Below are 23,706 nucleotides of genomic sequence, written 5' to 3'. Positions count from 1 at the left end.
CATGGAACCGATACTCTCCCAGTTGCTGCCGCTGCTGACCGCCATCTGGTGGCCGTTCTGCCGCATCCTGGCGATGTTTATCGGTGCGCCGGTGCTGGGCGAGGCGGTCACGCCGACCACCATCCGCATCCTGATCGCGCTGGTGCTGGCGATCCTGATGCTGCCGCTGACCAGCGGCATGGACTGGGGGCCGGCGGCGATCAATCCGTTTTCGCTGCACGGCGTGGTGGCCACCATCGAGCAGGCGCTGATCGGCTTCGTGCTGGGACTGGCGTTCCACTTTGCGATGTCGGTGATCGGCGTGCTCGGCTTCATGGTGTCGTCGCAGATGGGCCTGTCGATGGCGGTGATGAACGACCCGCTCAACGGCCAGTCGTCGGACGTCACCTCGGCGCTGCTGTCGACGCTGGCCATCATCGTGTTCTTCGCCATCGACGGCCACCTGGTGATCGCCAACGTCATCGGCCAGAGCTTCAAGGCCTGGCCGCTGGGGCAGGGCTTCGGCAACCACCTGCTGGAGGCGGTGGCCTACAACGTCGCCTGGATCTTCTCGGCGGCGATGCTGCTGGCGCTGCCGGTGGTGTTTTCAACCATGGTGGTGCAGATCGGCTTCGGCTTCCTGAACCGTGTGGCGCCCAGCCTGAACCTGTTCGCGCTGGGCTTTTCCGTGATTACCATCTTTGGCCTGATGATGCTGGCCCAGGTGGTGCGTTTCATCCCCGAACATTATGTCCGCATGACCAATATGGTGCTGGAGATGATACGTCAGCAAATGCAGGTGGCGCATGGCTGACGACAGCACTGGCGATAAAACAGAAAAGGCTTCACAGCAGAAGCTGAAGAAATCCCGCCAGGAAGGGCAGGTGGTCCGCTCGCGCGACCTGTCGACCGCGATCGGCATCCTGGTCAGCCTGAAGCTGTTTGTCTACATGCTGCCGGCGTATATGACGGAAATGAATGAGGTGTTCCACCAGAGCTTTGCGCCGCTGGACAGTGAAGGCGCGATCGATAACGCCATGTCGAATGTGTTCAGCAGTTCGATGTGGCTGCTGATCAAGATGCTGCTGCCGCTGTTCGTGGTGCCGCTGTTTATCGTGCTGGGCGCGATGGTGCCAGGCGGCTGGGTGATCTCGATGAAGAACTGGGAGCCCAAGCTGTCGCGTATGAGTCCGGTCGCCAATATCGGCCGGCTGTTCAGCGGCAAGCACGCGTTTGAGCTGCTGATCTCGATCGGCAAGGCGGGCGTGCTGATCGCCGTGCTGATCCATGTGGCGCGCAGCATGGTGCCGGACTACACCCAGCTGCAGATGATGCCGCTGGGGCAGGCGCTGCTGTCCGGTTCGAACCTGATGCTGGACGGCCTGATGTCGCTGGTGGCGGTGTTTATCATCTTCGCGCTGATCGACGTGCCGGCGCAGGCCTGGTTTTTTGCCAAGAACCAGCGGATGTCCAAGCAGGACCTGAAGGAAGAACACAAGACCACCGAGGGCCGGCCCGAAGTCAAGGGCCGCATCCGCCAGTTGCAGCGCGCCATGGCGCGGCGCAGCGCGCGCAAGAGCGTGCCGACCGCCGACGTGGTGATCGTCAACCCGGAGCACTATGCGGTGGCGCTGAAATACGATCTGGACAAGGCGGCCGCGCCGTATGTGGTGGCCAAGGGCGTGGATGAAATCGCGCTGTACATCAAGATGCTGGCGGCCGAATTCAAGATTGAAGTGATGGAACTGCCGCCGCTGGCGCGGGCCATCTACAACACCAGCCAGGTCAACCAGCAGATCCCGGTGCAGCTGTACCAGGCGGTGTCGCAGGTGCTGAACTATGTGCTGCAATTGCAGGCTTTCCGCGCCGGCCGGCGCAACGCCGAGCCGCTGCGTCCAAATGAACATGAAGTTGTTGTGCCCACATCCATGAGCGAGGTTAAGCAGTGAATTTTCTCAAGACGCTGATTGCAGAGGCACGTCGCCACAAGTTTGCCACGCCGGCATTCCTGCTGATCATCCTGGCGATGATCATCCTGCCGTTGCCGCCGATATTGCTGGACGTGATGTTCACGTTCAATATCGTGGTGGCGCTGATCGTCATCCTGGTGTCGGTCTCGGCCAAGCGGCCGCTGGACTTCTCGGTGTTCCCGACAGTGATCCTGGCCACCACCATGCTGCGGCTGACGCTGAACGTCGCGTCGACGCGGGTGGTGCTGCTGCACGGCCATGAGGGCACGGCCGCGGCCGGTCATGTGATCGAGGCCTTCGGCAATGTGGTGGTCGGTGGTAACTACGTGGTCGGTATCGTGGTGTTCGTGATCCTGATGATCATCAACTTCATGGTGGTGACTAAAGGCGCGGAGCGGATTTCCGAGGTGTCGGCGCGCTTTACGCTGGACGCCTTGCCAGGCAAGCAGATGGCGATTGACGCCGACCTGAATGCCGGCCTGATCAACCAGGAAAAAGCCCAGCTGCGCCGTATGGAAGTGGCCTCGGAAGCCGACTTCTACGGCGCCATGGACGGTGCGTCGAAATTCGTGCGCGGCGACGCCGTGGCGTCGATCCTGATTCTGATCATCAATATGGTCGGCGGCGTGGCGATTGGCGCGCTGATGCAGGACATGTCGTTCGGCGACGCCTTCAAGCAATACGCATTGCTGACCATCGGTGACGGCCTGGTGGCGCAGATCCCGGCGCTGCTGCTGTCGGCTGCGGCCGCGATCCTGGTGACCCGTATCTCGGACTCGGGCGACTTCGAGCAGCAGGTGGGCAGCCAGGTGCTGACCTCGCCGCAAGTGATGTTCAGCGCGGCCGGCATGATGATGATCCTGGCCATGGTGCCGGGCATGCCATGGCAGATGTTCGCGCCGTTCGCACTGGTGCTGGCCTATGTCGGCTGGAAGCTATTGAACCGGGTGCAGAAGCCCGACATCAGCAACACCGATGCGATTGAAGCCGCGCTGCGCGACGACCGCCAGCCGGATCTCGACTGGCACAGCCTGCCAGCGGTGCAGCCGCTGCAAGTGGCGGTCGGCTACAAGCTGGTGACCTTGATCGACAAGGCGCATGGCGAGCCGCTGACCAAGCGCGTCAAGGGCGTGCGCCAGAGCATCTCCGAAGCGATGGGACTGCTGCTGCCGAGCATCACCGTGCGTGACGACCTGGGCCTGAAACCGACACAGTATTCGGTGATCCTGTCGGGCAGCGTGGTGTCGCAGGCGGAAGTGTTTGCCGACCGCCTGATGGCGATCCCGTCGCCGAATGTGTATGGCCAGATCGACGGCATCCCCGGCATCGAACCGGCCTATGGCATGCCGGTGACCTGGATCGAAACCAGCGAGAAAGCCAATGCGCTGGGGCTGGGCTACCAGGTGGTGGAGACGCCGAGCGCGATCGCCACCCACTTGTCCAAGCTGATCCGCGAATACCTGCCGGAACTGTTCCGCCATGAAGACGTGCCGGCGCTGTTGGAGCGCCTGACCGCGATCGCGCCCAAGCTGGCGGCGGCGCTGGACAAGTCGCTGACCCACACCCAGCTGCTGCGCGTGTTCCGCGTGCTGCTGGCGGAAAATGTATCACTGAAAGACATCGTGCCGATCGCCACCACGCTGGTGGACAGCTCGGAAACCACCAAAGACCCGATCCTGCTGGCGGCGGAAGTGCGCTGCGCGTTACGGCGCCAGATCGTCACCGCGCTGTTCGGCCAGAAAACCGAAATGCAGGCGTTCAATCTGGGCGGCGACCTGGAGAATATGCTGCTGGGTTCCCTGAACCAGGCGCGCCAGAGCGGCAAAGTCGTGCTGGACAACTACCCGATCGACCCGCACCTGCTGTCGCAATTGCAGGTCAACATGCCAGTAGCGCGCGAGCAGATGAAACAGCAGGCGACGCCGCCGTTGCTGCTGGTGCTGCCGCAGATCCGGCCGCTGCTGGCGCGTTACGCGCGCCTGTTCGCCCCCGGCCTGCACGTCCTCTCCTACAACGAAATCCCGGAAAACCGCGAAGTCAGCATCATCGGCACCGTCGGCTAGCCGTGCAGCTTTTGCGCCCAGGCGGGCAGGCGGTTGAACAGGCAGTGGGTGCCGCCGTTGAAGCTGCCGAATTGCAGGCCGCGCTGTTCGGCCAGCAGCACCAAGCTTCTGTTGGAGAACAGACTGATGTGGCCGTTGCGTGGCGAGGCATACCACCAGGTCAGGCGGGTGTTGGGCTGGATATGCCCGTCCGATAGCAGGGTCGAGAAGATCACCATGCACTCGTTTTCCATCAGCGTGCCGAGATTGTTCATCAGCTCGGTCACATCCGGTACGTGCTCGAAAACCTCAAAGGCGGTGATCAGGTTGAACTTGCCGAGCGCCGCGATTTTCTGCTCGCTGCGCGGGAACGGATCATAGCTGGTCGAGTCCCAGCCTTGGCCGCGCAAGGCCTCCGACAGCACACCCGCGCCGCCGCCGTAGTCCAGATGACGGATCAACTGACGGCTGTCGCCAAACAGCTGGCGCACGAATTCCGCATTGGCCAATGGCCGCCTGCTGACGTAGTCCGGATCGATCTCGATATAGCGCTCGTTATAGATATGCTGCTGGAATTCCTGCTCGCTCCAGCTGCTGAATTCCGGCGCCAGCACGAATCCGCAGCCGGTGCAGCGGTGGTAATAGATCGGCCGCCCCGATAGCGGCAGGAAGTGCTGGCGCGCTTCCTCGCAGCTCTTGTTGAAATCCACGACGTCATGGATCACGGTCGCGACGGCGCAGACCGGGCAGGCAACGCTGGCCGGTGTGGACTGGTGTTGGGTCGGCATGCTGTGAGGCTGTGCAGCAGGGTTTATTGGAGCTCGTCGGCAAGGACTGGCTGGGACAGCAGTGTCGCCACTTCGGCCATCGCCTTGAACAGCGCCAAGGTCAGCGCGGCGGTATGCAGACGGGTCGGATGGCTGTGTTCGCCCGCCGGGGCCGGCAGCTCGCGGCGCAGGCGGAAGCGCAATATCGTCAGGCCGGAACGGCTGACCACGGCCGCCAGTTGCGGCAGGAGGTCGCGCATGTGCTGCATCGCCGCAGTTTGCGTCGCGCCGATTTCCATTACCACGCCATTGCTGCTGGCCGGTTCCATCTGAATCACCACCCGGCCTATGCCGGGCAGCATCAGCTCCAGCCGCAGCGCTACGCGCGAACGGCGACGGCGATTGCGTTCATATTCTTCATCATCCTTGACCACCACCCTCAGCACCAGGCGCTCAGCGCCCCAGGCGAACACGGCAAAGCGCCATGGTTCCATTTCGGTTACCAGCGGCATGCCGGGACGGCTGTCGCGCGGCGTGTGATCGGCCATGAACAGGCTCGATGGCAGGTGCCGGCCGCTTGCCTGTTCCAGCCAGGCGGCGCGCTGTTCTGCGTAGGTGCGTATCATCACCTGCCAGGAAGCGGCCATCAGATTGGTGTCGGGGGGCTGCCAGACCAGCTGACGCGACAGGAATACCTGGTTGGGACGCATGGCGGCCGGATCGGCGCCGTCCGGCACGTCGGCCAGTGCGCTGGCCAGTGCTTCGGCCGCGCCGGGCGGCAATTGGCGGGCGTCGGGGCCGTCGAGGATGGCGCCGACCGCATTCGGGCCGCCGGTGCCGTTGGCGCCTCCAGGGGCGAGCGGGCCGACCGGGAAATCGATATCAAGCGAGCCTTCGCTGCCGGGCACGCGCGTGACCTGGCCTGGCTGCGCCAGCGGCCGGTCCGGGACGCTCAGTGCGCGTGGTGCCGCTCCGATACGATCTACAGCCATCAGACTCGCTTTCTCACGTTACGAATAGAAAAAAAGCCAACCGAAAATCTCCGGTTGGCCCTTGGTAGCATCCGGATATGCTGGCATATCCGGATCTTACTACGATTACTGCAGCAGGGACATAACCAGCGACGAGGTGCTGTTCGACTGCTTCAGCATCGCGGTGCCAGCTTGCAGCAGCATCTGCGACGAAGTCATGTTCGACGACTCAGCAGCGAAGTCGGTGTCCATGATACGGCCGGTAGCGGCAGTGGTGTTGCTGGAGATGTTTTGCAAGTTGTTGTAGACGTGGTCCAGGCGGTTTGCAACCGCGCCCAGTGCCGAGCGCAGGGTGCCGACGGCGTCAATCGCGTCTTTCAGAAGGTCGATGGTGGCGTTGGCGGTGTCTTTATCGATTTCGGTGCCAGCAGCGCCGCCAGCAACTACGCCCGCGTCGCCGGCGGCGCCGGTCGATACGAACTTGGTGGCTGCCAACACGATCTTGTCATTCATGTCCGACACCGAGGTGCTCAGGTCGACACTCATTTTTTCTTCCGTGCCAGCACCGATCTGGAAGTTCAGGGCTGCGGTGAAAGTACCGTCGGTGTCCTTGAACAGCGCGGTGCCGCCGAACGAGGTGTTGCCGACGATGTTGCTCAGTTCGTTCGACAGTGCGTCGAATTCAGCTTGCATTGCGACACGGTCATCATCGGTCGACGATGCGTCAGCCGACTGGGTCGCCAGATCCTTCATGCGGACCAGGATGGTGGTGGTTTCGTCCAGTGCGCCTTCGCCGGTTTGCAGCATCGAGATCGAGTTCTGGGTGTTGCGCATCGCCATGGCCATGCCGCTGGTTTGTGCTTTCAGGCGGGTTGCGATCTGCAGGCCTGCAGCGTCGTCCATTGCCGAATTAACACGATAGCCGGTGCTCAGGCGGGTTTGCGAGGTCGACAGATTCGACTGGGTGCGCGAGATCGAGCTTTGTGCGGAAAGGGCCGCGGAATTGGTGTGAAGGCTCAGCATGAAATAACTCCTGGTAGGTGGATTCAGTTCGGAGCAACGAATCTATTTCGCTCTCCCAAGTACAAGACGACCGTATCTGGAAGGACATTAAATGCTTTAAGGAAATTTCTCAAAATATTTTCATTTATCCCTGGAAGCCGCAGTTTACCGACGTTTCCCGCCTGCTGATTATGAGCCGATTACTGCCGGGGATCAAATAAAAACAGCGCGGCTGGCGGGCCGCGCTGTCTTGGTTGTTGCTTTAATTACATGTTTGGGTAATTCGGCCCGCCGCCACCTTCCGGCGTGACCCAGACGATATTCTGGGTCGGGTCCTTGATATCGCAGGTCTTGCAGTGCACACAGTTCTGTGCGTTGATCTGCAGGCGGTCGGCGCCGTCGTCGTTCTTGACGAATTCATACACGCCGGCCGGACAGTAGCGTGCTTCCGGGCCGGCGTACTGCGCCAGGTTGACATCCACCGGCACGCTCGGATTCTTCAAGGTCAGGTGGATAGGCTGGTCTTCCGCGTGGTTGGTATTCGAGATGAATACCGACGACAGGCGGTCGAAGGTCAGCTTGCCATCCGGTTTAGGGTAATTAATCGGCGCGAACTGCGAGGCCGGCTTCAGGCACTCGTGATCGGCATGCGAATGGCGCAGTGTCCACGGCGCTTTGCCACGGAACACGATCTGGTCGATGCCGACCATCAGCGAGCCCAGGTACAGGCCCTTGTTCAGCCATGGCTTGACGTTGCGCGCCACATGCAGTTCCTCGTGCAGCCACGACTGCTCGAACGCGACAGGGTAGGAGGCCAGCTCATCGCCCTGGCGGCCGGTGGACAGCGCCTCGAACGCCGATTCGGCAGCCAGCATGCCGGACTTGATCGCGGCGTGCGAACCCTTGATGCGGCTCATGTTCAGGAAACCGGCGTCGCAGCCGATCAGCGCGCCGCCCGGGAATACCAGCTTCGGCAGCGATTGCAAGCCGCCAGCGGTGATCGCGCGCGCGCCGTAGGAAATGCGCTTGCCGCCTTCCAGGAATTGACGGATTTCCGGGTGGGTCTTGTAGCGCTGGAATTCCTCATAAGGCGAGAGATACGGATTTTCGTAATTCAGGCCCACCACATAGCCGACCATCACCTGGTTGTTTTCCAGGTGGTACAGGAAGGAGCCGCCGTAGGTTTTGCTGTCCAGCGGCCAGCCGGTGGTGTGGATCACCAGGCCGGGCTGGTGCTTGGCAGGATCGATTTCCCACAGCTCTTTAATACCGATGCCGTAGGATTGCGGGTCCTTGCCCTTGTTCAGGTCGAACTTGGCCATCAGTTGCTTGCCGAGGTGGCCGCGCGCGCCTTCGGCGAACAGCGTGTATTTGCCGTGCAATTCCATGCCCAGCTGGAATTCCGGACCGGCTTCGCCGTCGCGCTTGACGCCCATATTGCCGGTAGCAACGCCTTTGACCTGGCCGTCGTCGGTGTAGAGAATTTCCGCTGCGGCGAAGCCAGGGAAGATTTCCACGCCCAGCGCTTCGGCTTGCTGGCCCAGCCAGCGCACCACATTGCCCAGCGAGATCACGTAGTTGCCGTGGTTTTCGAAGCACTTCGGCAGCAGCAGGTTAGGGGTTTTGATGGCGCCGGTTTCGGTCAGGAACAGCACACGGTCTTCGGTGACCGGGGTGTTCAGCGGCGCGCCTTTTTCTTTCCAGTCAGGGATCAGTTCGGTCAGCGCCTGCGGGTCCATCACGGCGCCGGACAGGATATGCGCACCGAGTTCGCCGCCTTTTTCCAGCACGACAACCGACACTTCCTGGCCTTTTTCCGCCGCCAGCTGCTTGATCTTGATGGCTGCCGACAAGCCTGCCGGGCCGCCGCCGACGATGACGACGTCATACTCCATCGCATCGCGCGGGCCGTACTGTTCTACTAGATTTTGAGGCTGTGTCATGGTCTATTGTTATAGTGATTTTGGTGAATGAGAAAATTTTAGCACGAGTGTGCTTCTTTTTCGTCTGGAATGCAATTGTGGCGCCATTGTCTTCGACATTATTAGACACCGCAATCTAATACTGGAGATTTGTGTAATCATTATGTTTAGACACCTCAATCCGTAACACAGGGAGCAATCCGTGGGCATAGAAGTCAATTTTGAAGGAAAGATCGCGCTGGTCACCGGCGCTTCCAGCGGCCTCGGCGCGCGGTTTGCCAAGGTGCTGGCGCAGGCCGGCGCGCAAGTGGTGCTGGCGTCGCGCCGCAGCGAGCGCCTGAAGGAGCTGCGTGCCGAGATCGAGGCCGACGGCGGCGCGGCGCATGTGGTCAGCCTGGACGTGACCGACTACGCCAGCATCAAGTCGGCGATTGCCCACGCGGAGACCGAGGCCGGGCCGATCGACATCCTGGTCAACAACTCCGGCGTGTCGACCACCCAGCGGCTGGTCGATGTGACGCCGGAAGACTATAACTTCGTGATGGACACCAATCTGCGCGGTGCTTTTTTTGTCGCGCAGGAAAGCGCCAAGCGCATGATCGCGCGCGCCAAGGGTGATCCGGGCAAGCAGCACCGGATTATCAATATCGCGTCGGTGGCCGGCTTGCGTGTGCTGCCGCAGATTGGCGTGTACTGCATGAGCAAGGCCGGCGTGGTGCAGATGACCAAGGCGATGGCGGTGGAGTGGGGCAAGTACGGCATCAACACCAACGCGATTTGCCCCGGCTATATCTCGACCGAGATCAACGAGGACTACTTCGGCACTGAGCAGGGCCAGAAGCTGATCCAGATGCTGCCGCGCAAGCGTCCCGGCAAGCCGGAAGACCTGGATGGCCTGCTGCTGCTGCTGGCCGGCGAGGATTCGAACTTCATCAATGGCGCCATCATCTCGGCCGATGATGGCATGACCGCGATGTAGCGCCGGCTAGAGCTGCGCGCCGACCAGCTTGTGCACCAGCTCGGACGAGGTGGCGGCGGAGAATTTGCGCATCAGCCGGGCGCGGTGCATTTCCACCGTGCGCGGGCTGAGGTCGACCTGGCGCGCGATGCTTTTGCTGGTCTTGCCTTCGACCAGCAGCGCGGCGATTTCGCGCTCGCGCGGCGTCAGCTCGGCGGTCACCGGGCGCTTTTCGCTGACATCTTCAAAGGTCCAGATACCTGGACCAAGCGGCAGGCTGGATTGCATGGCGTGGCCGGTCACATGGCACCAGAACAGCTCGCCATCGGCGCGGCGCATGATGCGTTCATCGGAATAGCGGCCCTTGGCGTTCATGATGGGAATGATGCGGTCGCCGGTGCGCAGGAACTCATCCATCGTTGGGTAGAGCGCCTGGAAGGACAGGCCGTCCAGCTGCGCGCGGCTGTAGCCGAACATGGCCGCCAGCGCCTCATTGCAAGTCTGGATGGTGCGGTTTTCCGAGATGCACATGCCAACTGGTGCATGGAGGAAAATCGATTCGTAATCAATAATCGGCTGAGCGTGCATGAGTGCAGGTATTTCTACGGTATTGAACTTTTGCTGCGCGTATTCTATGCTGGATCGCCGCATGGCTACGTATTTAACAACGTTGGCTATGCACACGCAACATAATTCATAAAGGGACATCCATGAACAAGATTTATCCGGACGCCACCACCGCCCTGGCCGACGTCGTGCAAAACGGCCAGACCATTGCTGTAGGCGGCTTTGGCCTGTGCGGCATCCCCGAGGCGCTGATCGGCGCGCTGCGCGATTCCGGCGTCACCGGCCTGACTGCCATCTCCAACAACGCCGGCGTCGACGGCTTCGGCCTCGGCCAATTGCTGGAAACCCGCCAGATCAAAAAGATGATTGCCTCTTACGTTGGCGAGAACAAGGAGTTCGCCCGCCAGTACCTGGCCGGCGAACTGGAACTGGAATTCACGCCGCAGGGCACGCTGGCGGAAAAACTGCGCGCCGGCGGCGCTGGCATTCCGGCCTTCTTCACCAAGACTGGCGTTGGCACCATCGTCGCGGACGGCAAGGAAATCCGCGAGTTCGATGGCGAGCAATACGTGATGGAGCGCAGCCTGGTGGCCGATGTGGCGCTGGTCAAGGCGTGGAAGGCCGACAAGGCCGGCAATCTGGTGTTCCGCAAGACCGCGCGCAATTTCAATCCGAACGCCGCCATGGCCGGCAAGATCTGTATCGTCGAAGTCGAACAGCTGGTCGAGACCGGCGAGATCGATCCGGACCAGGTGCACCTGCCGAGCATCTTCGTGCATCGCATCGTGGTCAACGCCACGCCGGAAAAACGCATCGAGCAGCGCACCATCCGCGCCGCCAACTAAAGCATACGGAGATACTGAATATGGCATGGACTCGTGATGAAATGGCCGCGCGCGCGGCAAAAGAGCTGCAGGACGGCTACTACGTCAACCTCGGCATCGGCTTGCCGACGCTGGTGGCCAACTACGTGCCGCAAGGCATAGAAGTGTTCCTGCAATCGGAGAATGGCTTGCTGGGCATCGGCCCGTTCCCGACCGAAGAGGAGATCGACGCTGACCTGATCAACGCCGGCAAGCAGACCGTGACGGCGCTGCCGGGCGCGGCCTACTTCAGTTCGGCGGATTCGTTTGGCATGATCCGTGGTGGCAAGATCAACCTGGCCATCCTCGGCGCGATGCAGGTGTCGGAGCAGGGCGACCTGGCCAACTGGATGATCCCCGGCAAAATGGTGAAGGGCATGGGCGGCGCGATGGACCTGGTGGCCGGCGTCAAGAAAGTGGTGGTGCTGATGGAACACGTGGCCACTGCCAAGGACGGCTCGACCTCGCACAAGCTGCTGCCGAAATGCGATCTGCCGCTGACCGGCGTGGGCGTGGTGGATCTGGTCATCACCGACCTCGGCGTGATGGAAGTGAGCGGCGCCGGCCTGAAGGTGACCGAACTGGCGCCGGGTGTCAGCAAGGACCAGATCCAGGCCGCCACCGGCGTCAAACTGGACTTGTCGGCATTGTAGTTGCTGCTATGCCGCTCGCTTAGGCGGGCGGCTTGCCTCTCGGCGGCGTGCCTTTTGCTAAAAGTGGCTTCCAGGTCGGGTTTTTTGCCCAGAAAACCGGTAGGCTGTTATCGGGAGTGCTGTGCTCAAATGCCAGCAGCAGTGCCGAACCTGCATAGCCCAAGGCATGCGGAACGCCCAGCTTGTCACCGTATCGCATCATTATCTGACGCACCCGTTCGCGGTCTTCGTAGTCAGGTATTAGTGTGGACTCGGATGACAATGGCTGGTCTCTACGGGTCAGTTCCAATGGGGCCAGCGACTTCAGGATGGTCCGTTCCTGAATATAGTCGCGACCAGGTTCGCAACTGACCAGCGTTGCCCAGATGCTCGGACAGCCTGGTGGTAGCGCACCTGCCTTGTCTTGCAGTGCTTGCCATTCTTCTACGCATTGATGGCCGCTGGCGAGTAAATCGTCCAGCATGATCACGGGATCGCCGTCACTTACAAATTCTTTGATGCTGTCGTATGTAAGAAAACGATCGGCTGAGATGCGATTGCGGTTTCTGAATATATAAGCCACCAGGCCGCCTGACTTACCGGCCCCCCCGACGGGAACAAACCACGCGTTATCAATCGCAGCGCCCAGTTCTTTTTTCAGCAGCTCATACAGCTCAACCGCCATTACCTGCATGCGGCTAAAGCTGATGTATTGAAAAGCCTGGAGCAGCCGAAACACTAGTTCGCGTTCAGTATCTTCAAATTGGTTCAGCCAATCCTGGATGGCGGTGTCACTGATGGCGCCATCCAAGAGTAATGGCGGTAACGATGGTGCAGCAGAAGCCGGCTGGTCGGCAGCAACGGCGCCAGATACCCCTGCGCGGATCGGTGGCGTAGTGCAGAGGAACCCGATAATTTCTGCATGCGTCATGGGCATCGGCAATTGCTCGGACGTGCTGCTAAGATACTCCACCTGATAATCGTGCATGGCCTGTCTGAAGCCGTTGGTGGTGATGGTATGAACAGTTACACGCATACCGTCCATTAAGGAACATAACTCTTTCTTGATTGCCAGGGGATCGAAACTGGTCAGTTGTTCGCCCAGTTCATATTCAGTGCGTTTTGGGGAGTTTTCGCGGATCAGCTTGTGCAGCGTTTCAATCGCCAGAATCGCTGGCAAGCTTACCCAGTTTCCGGCCAGCGCTTCGACTTGCCCTTTCATGCTCAGCCTGTCTCTGACGTGACTGGCCATTCTTGCCAGGTCTTGCGATGACAAGCCTTTTATGCGAATCCGGACCTCCTCGCTCCAGCCGCGCGGGACCGACGGCTCCCTGGCGTAGAATGCGCACACCTTCCAGCCATCGTTACGGAACAGTTTGCCGATGAAATCGGTCAATTTGTAGTTCGGGCTACGCATGGGCAGTTCGTGTAACACGCCTTGTGCCGAGCACACCAGGCCATCGATTTTGCTTTCTTTAAACCATTTTTCGAGCAACTCCAGTGCATCGTTAAAGCGCATGGTGAAGTCACCTTGGATGACAACGAACTCTTTGCCGCACTGTGCCAGGGATGCCGCGCGTTCGCGCGCTTTGCTCGCGCCACTATCGCTGTACTCAATCATGACGGCGCGTGAAATTCCGGTGTTGTTCAGCACATGCTCAACCTCTGATCCGTCCGCTCCGCCTATGCAGAAGTAGGCAAGGTTCTCCGGCGCGAGTATTCCTTGTTTCGTTCGGAAATCAAGGTCGTCAATAATGTACTGAACTTTGCGTCCACCTTCATCGGCAAACGTCTCCTGATACTCCACATCGTGGCCGCCAGTCTGGTAAGAACCAGCGATCACCGCGTTGATGAATTCACTTAAATTGCGCATGCTAATTTCTATTGGCTAATGACTATTGCTATAGTATTCCTTGTAATCTTCTAAAATCTCTCCAGATGTCACGCTGCGATTGCGATGCCGCGATAGCGGCGCCGATACAATACCGCAACGGTGGCAGCGAGGATGACGACTGCGGCGGCAGCCAGCAGATCCTGGCCGCCGTGCGTGACCACGGCCGGCTGGCTGGAAATCATGGTTGACGCGGAAAATTTCTTGCCGGCGTAGCGCGCGCCGATCACGAGTTCCTGATTATTGATAGCGTTCACCAGGTACAGGCCATAGCCGCCGGGATGCACGGTCATCTTGCGGTCGCGGTAGACAAAGGAGCGGCGCTCATCGCCGACGCGGATGCTGCCGGCCACATGGCCGGCGTTGTTGACCGCCGTGGCAAAGCTGTCGCCGTAGCCGATCAGCGCGCCCAGGTCAGTCATGCGGCCGCGCTCCCACACAAACGCATGCCAGCGCCGCCCGGCGGTTTCTGATGCGCCCACCACCACGCCGTGATCGTTGACCGCGCTGGCGCTGCTGATACGGCCGCCCAGCGTGCCCAGGTCCTGCATATTCCCGCCCGCCAGCGTCAGAAAGGCGTGGCGGTATCCATCGGGCAGGGCTGCGGTGCCGACGATGTCGCCGCGGTTGTTGATGCCGGCCGCGTAGCTGATCTTGCCGCCCAGCGTGCCGAGGTCAAGCGGCGCGTGCCGGCCGTCGCTGCTGAAGGCGCGGTAGTAGCCGTCGCTGGTGTCGGCATAGCCGGCCAGTTGGCCATGGTCGTTGATGGCGGCGCCGTAGCTGCTGTTGCCGCCTAGCGTGCCGAGGTCGCGCATGGCGCCGCCGCGCTCCACCACGAAGGCACGCCAGTAGCCAGCGGCGTTTTGCGCCGAGCCGGTCACGTCGCCATGGTTGTTGAGGTCTTTGGTGTAGCTGTCGCTGCCGCCCAGCGTGCCCAGCTCAATGGAGCGCTGGTCGTACAGCACGGCGCGCTGGCGGCCGCTGTCTTCGAGGATGACGCCGGCCATCTGGCCGCGTGCGTTGATGTCGACGGCGATACTCTCTTCATCGCCGCGCGCGCCCAATGTCAGATCCGCCATGCTGTCCCCTTATTTTAAAAATACAAGAAGAAGTGCAAGTCCCGTGCCATCGGCATGGTGCGCCTGAATCGCCGGCAAGTGTGCGGAAATGAACGCTGCTGCTGTCCGCTTATGAACAAACAAGAACAAAAAAGCCCCGGCATCGCTGCGCGGGGCTTCTGTCGGAGCCGCTGCGGTTTAGCGGGCGGCTGCGGCGGCTGGGTCCATCGGTTCCAGCTCAGCTGCGGTGACGGTTGAACCAGGATTGTTCAGTTCCGCATTCAGCTTGTCGCGGTCCAGTTCTTTTTCCCAGCTGGAGACGACGACCGTGGCCACGCCGTTGCCGACGAAGTTGGTCAGCGCGCGGCATTCGCTCATGAAGCGGTCGATGCCCAGGATCAGCGCCATGCCGGCCACTGGAATGGTTGGCACCACAGCCAGCGTTGCCGCCAGGGTGATGAAGCCGGCGCCGGTGATGCCCGACGCGCCTTTGGAGGTCAGCATCGCCACGCCCAGAATGGTCAGTTCCTGCCACAGGGTCAGCTCGGTGTTGGTTGCCTGGGCAACGAACAGTGCGGCCATGGTCATGTAGATGTTGGTGCCGTCCAGATTGAACGAGTAGCCGGTTGGGACCACCAGGCCGACCACAGGCTTGGAGCAGCCCAGGCGTTCCAGCTTGGTCATCAGCGAAGGCAGTGCCGATTCCGACGAGCTGGTGCCCAGCACGATCAGCAGTTCTTCCTTGATGTATTTGATGAACTTGAAGATCGAGAAGCCGGTGTACTTGGCGATCATGCCCAGCACGATAAACACGAACAGGAAGCAGGTCAGGTAGAACGAACCCATCAGTTTAGCCAGCGGGATCAGCGACGCCAGGCCGTATTTGCCGATGGTGAAGGCCATCGCACCGAAGGCGCCGATCGGAGCGGCTTTCATGATGATGTTCACCACGCCAAAGATGACGTGCGAGATTTCGTCGATGAACTTGGTGATCGGACGGCCGCGCTCACCCAGCAGCGACAGCGAGAAGCCGAACAGGATGGCGATCAGCAGCACTTGCAGGATGTCGCCCTTGGCGAATGCATCCACGAAGGTTTTCGGGATGATGTTCATCAGGAAGTCGGTGGTGGTCAGGCCTTCCGCGTGGGTGTACTGCGCGATCGACTTGGTGTCCAGGTGCGCAGGGTCGGCGTTGAAGCCGGCGCCAGGTTTCAGCACATTGGCGACGATCAGGCCGATGGCCAGCGCGAAGGTCGATACCACCTCGAAGTAGATCAGCGCCTTGCCGCCAACGCGGCCGATTTTTTTCACGTCTTGCATACCGGCAATGCCGGACACGACGGTGCAGAAGATCACTGGTGCGATGATCATTTTGATCAGTTTGATGAAGCCGTCGCCCAGCGGTTTCATGGCGACCGCGTCGGAAGGCAGGTAAACGCCCAGCAGCACGCCGCAGACAATGGCGAAGAGTACCTGTATGTACAGGACTTTATAGAATGGTTTTTTCACGGTGTCTCCTCGTGGTTCGTGTGAGGAGTGCATGATGGCCCAGCGCGGCAGATATCACTATTGTGGAAAACCGCAAATTCGCGCCAGTGATATCTGCCGGAGGTAAGGGATACTACTTAGTGCCGCTTATTGTGCGACCCAGCCGCCGTCCATATTCCACGCCACGCCGCGCACCTGCTTGGCCGCGTCCGAGCACAGGAACACCGCCAGCGCGCCCAGTTCTTCCGGCGTGACGAACTCGCCGGACGGCTGTTTGTCGGCCAGCAGCGCTTTTTTGGCCTGCTCGTTGCTGATGCCGTCCTTGGCGGCGCGGTCGTCCACCTGCTTCTGCACCAGCGGCGTCAGCACGAAGCCGGGGCAGATGGCGTTGACGGTGACGCCGGTGGTGGCGGTTTCCAGTGCATTGGCCTTGGTCAGGCCGAGCAGGCCGTGCTTGGCGGCCACATAGGCCGACTTGCCGGCCGACGCCACCAGGCCGTGGGTCGAGGCCAGATTGATGATGCGGCCCCAGTTATTGGCGCGCATGCGCGGCAGCACCAGGCGCGAGGTGTGGAAGGCCGAGGTCAGGTTGATGGCGATGATGGCATCCCATTTCTCGGCCGGGAAATCTTCCACATTGGCGACAAACTGGATGCCGGCGTTATTCACCAGCACATCGACGCCGCCGAATTTCTCGCCAGCGAAGCTGATCATCGCTTCGATTTGCGCCGGCTTGGTCATATCGGCGTTGTGATAGGCGACCTGCACGCCGAATTCCTTGGCCAGATCGGCCTGCAATTGCTCGATCTCCCTGGCATCGCCAAAACCGTTCAACAGCACATTCGCGCCTTCTGCCGCCAGCGAGCGGGCAATGCCCAAACCGATGCCGGAAGTCGAACCGGTAACCAACGCGGTTTTACCGCTTAAAGTCTTGTTTGCCATACTGTCCTCTACAGGGTTGGTGATAGTTGATGATTGAGGTCGCGCTGCGCTACACTTTAATGGGATTTTAACCACAACGCGGTAAAATGGTATTTCTGAACATCAAGGAAGTCGCATGCCCGAAGCCAAAATAAAGTCTGTTCAATGCCTGTCGCTGGCGGGCTTGCATCGCATGTCCTATAAAGAGTGGGGCGACGAGAGCAATCCCAGGGTGCTGCTGTGCGTACATGGCGTGACCCGCGTCGGCGACGACTTCGACTACATGGCGCGTGCGCTGGCCAGCGACTACCGCGTGATCGCACCGGATATCGTCGGCCGCGGCCGCTCCGATTGGCTGATGAACCCGCAGCTATACATCATCCCGCAGTATGTCAGCGATATCGTAACCCTGCTGGCGCGCGTGCTGCCAGACGGCGAAAGGCAGAGTGTCGACTGGTTCGGCACCTCAATGGGCGGCCTGATCGGTATGGGCCTGGCTTCGCTGCCGGGCAATCCGATCCGCAAACTGATCCTGAACGATATCGGCCCGGTGCTGGCGCCGATGGCGATGCAGCGCATCGGCGACTACATCGGCCAGGACCTGCGCTTTGATAGTTTTGACGAAGGCGCCGCATTCGTGCGCGCCGTGTCGCAGTCGTTCGGCGAGCATAGCGAAGCGGAATGGCACAAACTGGCCAGCGATGTTTTGCGCCAGGACAAAGACGGCAAGTGGGTGCGCCATTACGATATGGGGCTGGCTCAGCCGTTCCGCGCCGCCACGCCGGAGCGGGCCGAGGCCGACCAGGCCATGCTGTGGGCCGCCTACGACGCGATCACCTGTCCGACGCTGCTGGTGCGCGGCGCCGACTCCGACCTGTTGTCGGCGGAGACGGCCAAACAGATGAGCGAGCGCGGCCCGAAAGCGCAACTGGTGGAGATACCCAACGTCGGCCACGCGCCGACCTTCATCCACGACGATCAGATTCACATAGCAAAGCAATTCCTGTTAGGTTAAAAAGTATGGAAATCAAACGACTGTATGTAGGCAAACGCCTGTCCGAAGTAGCGATCCACAACAGCACCGTCTACCTGGCGGGCCAGATCGCGGAAGACACTTCGGCCGACATCCGCGGCCAGACGCGCGAAGTGCTGGGCCATATCGACCGTCTGCTGGCTGAAGCCGGCAGCGACAAAACCTGCATCCTCAGCTGCCAGATCTATATCCAGGACCTGGCCGACTTCCCTGGCATGAACGAAGAGTGGGATGCCTGGGTGCCCCAAGGCCACACGCCGCCGCGCGCCACCGTCGAAGCCAAGCTGGCCGATCCGAAATGGCTGGTGGAGATCGTCGTCGTCGCCGCACAGCGCTAGGAGCACCAATGGTATCCACGACTGCGCTGACCAGTGCCAATTCGGAGCAACTGGTCCAGGGACTCACGCCTGATGAAAGTGTGCGCATGCTGGCCGCGCTGGAATTTGCCAGCAGCGCCTATGGCGACAAACATTGCAGCAGCGGCCAGCTGGCGCTGGACTTTGCCGTTGGCGTGGCCAGCACGCTGTCCTTCCTCAGCAGCGACGTCGAAACCCGCATTGCCGGCCTGTTGTTTGAACTGACGCTGCTCGACACCGAGCAGGCGGCTGTGATCGAGCCGCGCTTCGGCGAGGAAACCAATGAGCTGGTGTCGGGCGTGCGCCAGCTGATACGGCTGCGCGAACTGACGCAACACCAGAATACCGGCACCGCTGCGCCAGGCCGTGGCCGCAACGCCCAGCAAATGGCGGTGGCGCAAGTCGAAACGCTGCGCAAAATGCTGCTGGCGATGGCGTCGGACATGCGCGTGGTGCTGGTGCGGCTGGCCTCGTGCGTCACCACGTTGCGCTACTTTGCCGATATCAAACTGTTCAACGACATGACTTGCGCCTATGGGCGCGAGACGCTGGACCTGTACGCGCCGCTGGCCAACCGGCTGGGGATCTGGCAGCTGAAATGGGAACTGGAAGACCTGTCGTTCCGCTTCATCGAGCCGGAAACCTACAAGCGCATCGCCAAGATGCTGGAAGAGAAGCGCATGATGCGCGAAGGCTTCGTCACCAATGCGATCGCGCGGCTGCAATCGGAAATGGCGGCGGCCGGCATCCAGGCTGACGTGTTTGGCCGGCCCAAGCACATCTACTCCATCTGGAGCAAGATGAAAGGCAAGGAGCTGGACTTCACCGACCTGTACGACGTGCGCGCCTTCCGCGTCATCGTCGCTGACGTGAAAACCTGCTACACCGTGCTGGGGGTGGTGCACAACATCTGGACGCCTATCCCGAAAGAATTCGACGACTACATCTCGCGGCCCAAGCCGAATGGCTACCAGTCGCTGCACACGGTCGTGACGGCCGATGACGGCCGTCCGCTGGAAGTGCAGATCCGCACCCAGGACATGCACAGCTTCGCCGAATACGGCGTGGCGGCGCACTGGCGCTACAAGGAAAGCGGCGGCTCCAACTTCTCCGGCCAGAAATACGACGAGAAAATCGCCTGGCTGCGCCAGCTGCTGGCATGGAAAACCGACGTTGCCGACGCCGTAGTCGGGCAGGAAGACCAGCAGCGCGAGTGGGTGGAAAAACTCAAGGCGGCCGCCTTGGATGACCGCATCTTCGTGCTGACGCCGCAGGCGCGCGTGATCGAATTACCGGTCGGCGCCACGCCGGTCGATTTTGCCTACCACCTGCATAGCGACGTTGGCCACCGCTGCCGTGGCGCGCGGGTGGATGGCGTGATGGTGCCGCTGAACACGCCTTTGAAAAATGGCCAGACCTGCGAAATCATCACCGCCAAGGGTGCACCTGGTACTGCAGGGCCTTCGCGCGACTGGCTCAGCGACGAATACACGGTGGCGACGCGCACCCGCTCGAAAATCCGCGCCTGGTTCCACGCCATCGACATGCAGGAAACACTGTCGCACGGCCGCGCCATGGTCGAGAAAACCCTGCAGCGCGAAGGCAAGACCGCAGTCAACCTGGAAGCGCTGGCCAACAAGCTGGGCTTCGCCAAGGTGGACGATTTGTTCCTGTCGGTCGGCAAGGACGAATTCAGCCTGCGCCATATCGAGCAAGCCTTGCACGACAGCGGCGAGCCGGCCGAACCGGTGGACGAAGTCTTCCTCGGCAAGAGCCGCGCGTCGAGCGTGGAGCAGGGCGCCAAGTCGGGCGTGCTGGTGGTGGGGACGGACGGGCTGATGACCCAGCTGGCCAAATGCTGCAAGCCGGCGCCGCCGGATGGCATCATCGGCTTCGTCACGCGCGGCAAAGGCGTCTCGATCCACCGCGCCACCTGCAAAAACTTCGCTGAAATGCGCGCCAAGGCGCCCGAGCGGGTGATTGTGACCGAATGGGGGCGTGCCGGTTCAGACACCGTCTACCCGGTCGACATCTTCATCCTGGCCAACGACCGCCAGGGCCTGCTGCGCGACATCTCGGAGGTCTTCTCACGCGAGAAAATCAACGTCATCGGCGTCAACACCCAATCGGCCAAAGGCTTTGCGCGGATGACCTTCACCGCCGAAATCGGCGCCACGGCGCAGCTGCAAAAAGCCCTCAACGCCATCGCTGAAGTCACCGGCGTCCAGGAAGCCCGCCGCAGCTGAATCCGCGGATTATTTGATGGTGCGGGTGATGCGCTCGGCGATGGCTTCGGCTAGCAGATGGACGTGGTAGCCGTCGACGAAGCCGTGGTGGGCCTGGACTGCCATCGTCATCGTCAGCTTGCCGTCAGCGCGTGGCGCGCTGTAGCGGCCCCAGGCCAGCGAGGGAATGTCGTAGCTTTTGTGCTCGTAGATCGGGTGCTCGATCGATGACAGTTTCAGCCACGGCATGCAGGTGATGTAGATGTTGCGGCGCTGTTCGTATTCGCTCAGCTCTTCGGCGGTGTTGACCAGCCTGGTGCTGGCTTCCGCCTGCTTGGCCGAAGCGACGCTGCGGGCGATGAATTCGTTCAGATCGTCGCTCATCTCAAAACGGGCAAAGTTCAGGTTCTGATCCTGATTGATGACCGTGTACGAGGCCCAGAAATCCTCGATCTTGATCACTTCCTCTTGGTAGATCCGGTACATATAGTTGTCGATGCCCTTGAGCGCGTGCAGTACGTGGTAAAGGAAGAAGTGGAAGGTCGGCAAGCCGTGCTGCTTGCAGTAAGGCCGGAAATCCGGCACTTCCAGCGCAAAGCTCAGGTTGACCAGCGGGTTTTCGAACGACGCAAAAGCATTGTATCGGTCGCGGCGTTTTTCAAAATTCTGCATAAGACGGGGAGGTTCATTTGGATGGCCCCGGCATTATAGCGAGAATGGCCGAAAGGAGATCCGCAGAGCGTCTTTGCCCGTAGCCCTTGCCGTATGCGCTGGAGGTGATGACGACCACTGCGCGCAGCGCCGGTATCACGTAAATCTTGTTGCCGCCATTGCCGGAGGCGAAGTGGACGGCGATGTCGCTCCCGCCCACCCGGTGCGTTTTCTGATACCAGAAATAGCCGTAATGATCCGCGTAGCGGTCCACCTTGGCGATGGGTACGCGCGGCGCCAGCGCGGCTTGCAGCCAACCGGCGCTGAGGACCCGGCGGCCGTTATACATGCCCTGGTCCAGCACCATCTGTCCGATTTTGGCTGCGTCGCGCGTGCGCAAGAACAGGTTGCCCTGGCCCTTGGGATGGTTGGCGGCGTCGCGCAGCCATTGCCACTGCTGGATGCCGAGCGGCTTGAATAGCGCCTCGCGGGCGAAATCCTCCAGGTCGGAGTCAGTGGCTTTTTCCACCAGCAGACCGGCGAGATAGGCGGTCATGGAGTTGTAGCGGTAGCGCGTGCCGGGCGCGGTTTCGGCCGGCGTTGCCAGCGTGAAGGCGACCGGATCGGCGGCTTCGTCCATGTTGTCTTCGTTGCCTGGCGAGGCGGGGTCTTCGTCGAAGGCGGCCAGACCGGAGCGCATGGTCAGTACCTGGTCCAGTGTGACGGCTTGCAGCGCCGTGCCTTTGGCTTGCGGCCAATAGCGCTCGATAGGCTGGTCGGCGCGCAATTTGCCACGATCGACGGCGGCGCCGGCCAGTAGGGCGGTGATGCTTTTGCCGGCCGAGCGGATGTCGTGCAAGGTGTCGGCGGTTTCGCCGTTGTAGTAGCGCTCGGCGACGATGGCGCCGTTGCGCATTACCAGCACGCTGCGCAGGTCGCGATGTTCGTCGCGGTCCCAGCGCGCCAGTACCTCGTCCAGCGGCTGCGCCAGCGCGGGCAGGGCGGCCATCAAAAGTGTGCACACAAAGTATTTCATGGCATTCCTTCTCGAAGATGGCGCGCCGCGAGGTCAGCGCGCCGGGGTGGCCTTGGGCTGCGGCGCGACTTCCGCTTGCAGCGTGATGTGGTCGATGCCATGCTTTTCCAGCAGCATGGCTTTGATGGCGTGCAGGATCCCCGGCCAGCGTTCCAGTTCGGTGATTTCGACGTGGCCGATCAGCGCCGGCTGGCCGGGCGACATGTCCCACACATGCAGGTCGTGCACCGAGCAGATGCCGTCGATCTGTTCCAGATCGGCGCCGACATTGAGGTAGTTGATGGCTTCCGGCACGCCGCCCATCAGGAAGTGGTAGGACTCGCGCAGCACGCCGGCTGTGGACTTCAAAATCAGCAGCGCGACAAACAAGGACAGCAGCGGGTCGATCTGCATCCAGCCGGTGTAGTAGATGACCGCGCCGGACACCAGCGCCGCCACCGAGCCGAGCAGATCGCCCAGCACATTCACCAGCGCCGCGCGGGTGTTCATATTGCTGTCGCCGCGCGACAGCAGCCATGCCAGCACCAGGTTGATCAGCAGGCCCAGCGCCGCGACGATGAACACGGTGGCGCCATGCACTTCCTGCGGATGGGAGAAACGCGCTAGTGCCTCATACGTAATCCAGCCCACCAGCAGCAACAGCACCAGGCTGTTGACGAAGGCTGCCAGCGCCTCGGCGCGGCCGAAGCCAAAGGAGTGGCGCGCCGAAGGAGGGCGCTTGGCAATCAGCTGTGCCAGCAGGGCCAGTCCCAGCGCGGCGGCGTCGGTCACCATGTGGCCGGCGTCGGAAATCAGTGCCAGCGAATTCGACATGAAGCCGGTCACCACTTCCACCACCGCAAAGCTCAAGGTCAGTAGCAGCGACCAGGCCAGCACCGACTGGCTGCGCTGCACGGTGTAGTGCTTGTAGCGGGCGTCGCCGGCGCGGTGTTCGTGCAGGTGGGAGGAAGGCGAGGTGGTGTCTGCTTGCATGAATGTGATGTTGAATATTAATAAGCACAGTGTAATGTAAGCCAGAACACCACGCTTTTAGGTCCTCATAGGGGAAATAGAAATGTTTCCTATGATTACCCTTGTTTTTCTTCGGATCGCTCTCTATAATGCTGGTCTTCGGGCGGTTAGTTCAGCTGGTTAGAATACTTGGTCGACATCCAAGGGGTCGGGGATTCGAATTCCTCACCGCCCACCAGAATTCGCAGTAAAGCGGTACAATTTAAAGCATTACCCACGGGCGGTTAGTTCAGCTGGTTAGAATACTTGGTCGACATCCAAGGGGTCGGGGATTCGAATTCCTCACCGCCCACCAGACATCTGTAAGAGCGAGAAAGGCAATCACGGTTATGACACCGCGAACTACTACCAAGTTTTGGGAGT

At 60.9% G+C, this 23,706-nt stretch carries 21 protein-coding genes and 2 tRNA genes; 11 read left to right on the top strand and 12 right to left on the bottom strand.

Annotation, left to right across the window (positions count from 1 at the left end):
* The first annotated feature begins 1 nt into the window (after position 1).
* Genes KW842_RS04950 through KW842_RS04940 form a run of 3 tightly spaced genes read left to right on the top strand, consistent with a single transcriptional unit; the run spans position 2 to position 4,012 of the window.
* The gene (locus tag KW842_RS04950; protein ID WP_218302941.1) at positions 2–793 is read left to right on the top strand and encodes a flagellar biosynthetic protein FliR; all 792 of its coding nucleotides are present in this window, start codon (positions 2–4) and stop codon (positions 791–793) included.
* A complete protein-coding gene (locus KW842_RS04945) occupies positions 786–1,928 on the top strand; it encodes a flagellar biosynthesis protein FlhB (protein WP_218302940.1) in 1,143 nt (380 codons plus the stop codon). Before KW842_RS04950 ends, KW842_RS04945 begins: the two co-directional genes overlap by 8 nt.
* Entirely contained in the window at positions 1,925–4,012 is a 2,088-nt protein-coding gene (locus KW842_RS04940; protein ID WP_218302939.1) for a flagellar biosynthesis protein FlhA, read from the top strand. Before KW842_RS04945 ends, KW842_RS04940 begins: the two co-directional genes overlap by 4 nt.
* On the opposite strand, the gene KW842_RS04935 is transcribed toward KW842_RS04940, so the two are convergent.
* The 4 genes from KW842_RS04935 to KW842_RS04920 form a co-directional block, all read right to left on the bottom strand.
* Entirely contained in the window at positions 4,009–4,779 is a 771-nt protein-coding gene (locus KW842_RS04935; RefSeq protein WP_218302938.1) for a class I SAM-dependent methyltransferase, read from the bottom strand. The two genes, KW842_RS04940 and KW842_RS04935, sit on opposite strands and share 4 nt — an antisense overlap.
* Before the next feature lie 23 nt (positions 4,780–4,802).
* A complete protein-coding gene (locus tag KW842_RS04930; RefSeq protein WP_218302937.1) occupies positions 4,803–5,750 on the bottom strand; it encodes a hypothetical protein in 948 nt (315 codons plus the stop codon).
* Positions 5,751–5,855: 105 nt separating this feature from the next.
* The gene (locus KW842_RS04925) at positions 5,856–6,752 is read right to left on the bottom strand and encodes a flagellin (RefSeq protein ID WP_218302936.1); all 897 of its coding nucleotides are present in this window, start codon (positions 6,750–6,752) and stop codon (positions 5,856–5,858) included.
* Positions 6,753–6,997: 245 nt separating this feature from the next.
* Complete coding sequence (locus KW842_RS04920; protein ID WP_218302935.1) at positions 6,998–8,674, bottom strand: electron transfer flavoprotein-ubiquinone oxidoreductase; 1,677 nt, start codon at positions 8,672–8,674, stop codon at positions 6,998–7,000.
* A 181-nt stretch (positions 8,675–8,855) separates the two neighbouring features.
* On the opposite strand from KW842_RS04920, the gene KW842_RS04915 reads away from it, so the two are divergent.
* Positions 8,856–9,632, top strand: coding sequence for an SDR family oxidoreductase (locus KW842_RS04915; RefSeq protein ID WP_218302934.1), 777 nt, complete (start codon positions 8,856–8,858; stop codon positions 9,630–9,632).
* A 6-nt stretch (positions 9,633–9,638) separates the two neighbouring features.
* Here the strand turns inward: KW842_RS04915 and KW842_RS04910 are convergent, their stop codons facing one another.
* Positions 9,639–10,199, bottom strand: a complete 561-nt coding sequence (locus KW842_RS04910) for a PAS and helix-turn-helix domain-containing protein (protein ID WP_218302933.1) — start codon at positions 10,197–10,199, stop codon at positions 9,639–9,641.
* A gap of 122 nt (positions 10,200–10,321) precedes the next feature.
* Between KW842_RS04910 and KW842_RS04905 the strand changes: the two genes are divergently transcribed.
* Together KW842_RS04905 and KW842_RS04900 are read left to right on the top strand one after the other, a co-directional pair.
* Positions 10,322–11,023 (top strand): CoA transferase subunit A, encoded by a 702-nt coding sequence (locus KW842_RS04905; RefSeq protein WP_218302932.1) that lies wholly within the window; start codon positions 10,322–10,324, stop codon positions 11,021–11,023.
* 20 nt (positions 11,024–11,043) lie between these two features.
* Positions 11,044–11,694 (top strand): CoA transferase subunit B, encoded by a 651-nt coding sequence (locus KW842_RS04900; protein WP_218302931.1) that lies wholly within the window; start codon positions 11,044–11,046, stop codon positions 11,692–11,694.
* Positions 11,695–11,713: 19 nt separating this feature from the next.
* Here KW842_RS04900 and KW842_RS04895 read toward each other — a convergent pair whose 3' ends face one another.
* The 4 genes from KW842_RS04895 to KW842_RS04880 all read right to left on the bottom strand — a co-directional run bounded on the left by KW842_RS04895 (position 11,714) and on the right by KW842_RS04880 (position 17,052).
* Positions 11,714–13,546 (bottom strand): hypothetical protein, encoded by a 1,833-nt coding sequence (locus tag KW842_RS04895; protein ID WP_218302930.1) that lies wholly within the window; start codon positions 13,544–13,546, stop codon positions 11,714–11,716.
* Between the two features lie 68 nt (positions 13,547–13,614).
* On the bottom strand, positions 13,615–14,643 hold the full coding sequence (locus KW842_RS04890; protein ID WP_218302929.1) for an HAF repeat-containing protein: 1,029 nt from the start codon (positions 14,641–14,643) through the stop codon (positions 13,615–13,617).
* Positions 14,644–14,820: 177 nt separating this feature from the next.
* On the bottom strand, positions 14,821–16,164 hold the full coding sequence (locus KW842_RS04885; RefSeq protein ID WP_373925128.1) for a dicarboxylate/amino acid:cation symporter: 1,344 nt from the start codon (positions 16,162–16,164) through the stop codon (positions 14,821–14,823).
* Positions 16,165–16,257: 93 nt separating this feature from the next.
* Positions 16,258–17,052, bottom strand: coding sequence for a 3-hydroxybutyrate dehydrogenase (locus tag KW842_RS04880; RefSeq protein ID WP_218302927.1), 795 nt, complete (start codon positions 17,050–17,052; stop codon positions 16,258–16,260).
* A 115-nt stretch (positions 17,053–17,167) separates the two neighbouring features.
* Between KW842_RS04880 and KW842_RS04875 the strand changes: the two genes are divergently transcribed.
* Genes KW842_RS04875 through KW842_RS04865 form a run of 3 tightly spaced genes read left to right on the top strand, consistent with a single transcriptional unit; the run spans position 17,168 to position 20,666 of the window.
* Positions 17,168–18,046: an alpha/beta fold hydrolase gene (locus KW842_RS04875; protein ID WP_218302926.1), complete on the top strand. Its 879-nt coding sequence runs from the start codon at positions 17,168–17,170 to the stop codon at positions 18,044–18,046.
* A 5-nt stretch (positions 18,047–18,051) separates the two neighbouring features.
* Positions 18,052–18,402 carry a RidA family protein gene (locus KW842_RS04870; protein WP_218302925.1) on the top strand — a complete coding sequence of 117 codons (351 nt, stop codon included), beginning with the start codon at positions 18,052–18,054 and terminating at the stop codon, positions 18,400–18,402.
* An 8-nt stretch (positions 18,403–18,410) separates the two neighbouring features.
* On the top strand, positions 18,411–20,666 hold the full coding sequence (locus KW842_RS04865; protein ID WP_218302924.1) for a bifunctional (p)ppGpp synthetase/guanosine-3',5'-bis(diphosphate) 3'-pyrophosphohydrolase: 2,256 nt from the start codon (positions 18,411–18,413) through the stop codon (positions 20,664–20,666).
* A 9-nt stretch (positions 20,667–20,675) separates the two neighbouring features.
* On the opposite strand, the gene KW842_RS04860 is transcribed toward KW842_RS04865, so the two are convergent.
* The 3 genes from KW842_RS04860 to KW842_RS04850 are packed head-to-tail and all read right to left on the bottom strand — an operon-like array spanning position 20,676 to position 23,304.
* A complete protein-coding gene (locus KW842_RS04860) occupies positions 20,676–21,317 on the bottom strand; it encodes a CatA-like O-acetyltransferase (protein WP_218302923.1) in 642 nt (213 codons plus the stop codon).
* Between the two features lie 13 nt (positions 21,318–21,330).
* Positions 21,331–22,332: a serine hydrolase gene (locus KW842_RS04855; RefSeq protein WP_218302922.1), complete on the bottom strand. Its 1,002-nt coding sequence runs from the start codon at positions 22,330–22,332 to the stop codon at positions 21,331–21,333.
* Between the two features lie 33 nt (positions 22,333–22,365).
* Positions 22,366–23,304, bottom strand: coding sequence for a cation diffusion facilitator family transporter (locus tag KW842_RS04850; RefSeq protein WP_218302921.1), 939 nt, complete (start codon positions 23,302–23,304; stop codon positions 22,366–22,368).
* Positions 23,305–23,444: 140 nt separating this feature from the next.
* Between KW842_RS04850 and KW842_RS04845 the strand changes: the two genes are divergently transcribed.
* A tRNA-Val gene (locus KW842_RS04845) sits at positions 23,445–23,521 on the top strand.
* A 40-nt stretch (positions 23,522–23,561) separates the two neighbouring features.
* Positions 23,562–23,638: transfer RNA gene (locus KW842_RS04840), tRNA-Val, on the top strand.
* Positions 23,639–23,706: the final 68 nt, after the last annotated feature.

It is taken from the genome of Duganella sp. sic0402, from assembly GCF_019219065.1.
GTDB lineage: Bacteria > Pseudomonadota > Gammaproteobacteria > Burkholderiales > Burkholderiaceae_D > Rugamonas.
The sequence above is the reverse complement of the archived record's forward strand: the minus strand, read 5'-3'. Positions and strand labels throughout refer to the sequence as shown.

What these genes read in the sequence shown, in the direction of transcription:
- KW842_RS04860 (WP_218302923.1), bottom strand. Translation starts at nt 21,317, where the DNA reads ATGCAGAATTTTGAAAAACGCCGCGACCGATACAATGCTTTTGCGTCG.
- KW842_RS04850 (WP_218302921.1), bottom strand. Translation starts at nt 23,304, where the DNA reads ATGCAAGCAGACACCACCTCGCCTTCCTCCCACCTGCACGAACACCGC.
- KW842_RS04890 (WP_218302929.1), bottom strand. Translation starts at nt 14,643, where the DNA reads ATGGCGGATCTGACATTGGGCGCGCGCGGCGATGAAGAGAGTATCGCC.
- KW842_RS04870 (WP_218302925.1), top strand. Translation starts at nt 18,052, where the DNA reads ATGGAAATCAAACGACTGTATGTAGGCAAACGCCTGTCCGAAGTAGCG.
- KW842_RS04920 (WP_218302935.1), bottom strand. Translation starts at nt 8,674, where the DNA reads ATGACACAGCCTCAAAATCTAGTAGAACAGTACGGCCCGCGCGATGCG.
- KW842_RS04900 (WP_218302931.1), top strand. Translation starts at nt 11,044, where the DNA reads ATGGCATGGACTCGTGATGAAATGGCCGCGCGCGCGGCAAAAGAGCTG.
- KW842_RS04935 (WP_218302938.1), bottom strand. Translation starts at nt 4,779, where the DNA reads ATGCCGACCCAACACCAGTCCACACCGGCCAGCGTTGCCTGCCCGGTC.
- KW842_RS04945 (WP_218302940.1), top strand. Translation starts at nt 786, where the DNA reads ATGGCTGACGACAGCACTGGCGATAAAACAGAAAAGGCTTCACAGCAG.
- KW842_RS04875 (WP_218302926.1), top strand. Translation starts at nt 17,168, where the DNA reads ATGCCCGAAGCCAAAATAAAGTCTGTTCAATGCCTGTCGCTGGCGGGC.
- KW842_RS04865 (WP_218302924.1), top strand. Translation starts at nt 18,411, where the DNA reads ATGGTATCCACGACTGCGCTGACCAGTGCCAATTCGGAGCAACTGGTC.
- KW842_RS04925 (WP_218302936.1), bottom strand. Translation starts at nt 6,752, where the DNA reads ATGCTGAGCCTTCACACCAATTCCGCGGCCCTTTCCGCACAAAGCTCG.
- KW842_RS04855 (WP_218302922.1), bottom strand. Translation starts at nt 22,332, where the DNA reads ATGAAATACTTTGTGTGCACACTTTTGATGGCCGCCCTGCCCGCGCTG.
- KW842_RS04930 (WP_218302937.1), bottom strand. Translation starts at nt 5,750, where the DNA reads ATGGCTGTAGATCGTATCGGAGCGGCACCACGCGCACTGAGCGTCCCG.
- KW842_RS04895 (WP_218302930.1), bottom strand. Translation starts at nt 13,546, where the DNA reads ATGCGCAATTTAAGTGAATTCATCAACGCGGTGATCGCTGGTTCTTAC.
- KW842_RS04880 (WP_218302927.1), bottom strand. Translation starts at nt 17,052, where the DNA reads ATGGCAAACAAGACTTTAAGCGGTAAAACCGCGTTGGTTACCGGTTCG.
- KW842_RS04905 (WP_218302932.1), top strand. Translation starts at nt 10,322, where the DNA reads ATGAACAAGATTTATCCGGACGCCACCACCGCCCTGGCCGACGTCGTG.
- KW842_RS04950 (WP_218302941.1), top strand. Translation starts at nt 2, where the DNA reads ATGGAACCGATACTCTCCCAGTTGCTGCCGCTGCTGACCGCCATCTGG.
- KW842_RS04910 (WP_218302933.1), bottom strand. Translation starts at nt 10,199, where the DNA reads ATGCACGCTCAGCCGATTATTGATTACGAATCGATTTTCCTCCATGCA.
- KW842_RS04885 (WP_373925128.1), bottom strand. Translation starts at nt 16,164, where the DNA reads ATGCACTCCTCACACGAACCACGAGGAGACACCGTGAAAAAACCATTC.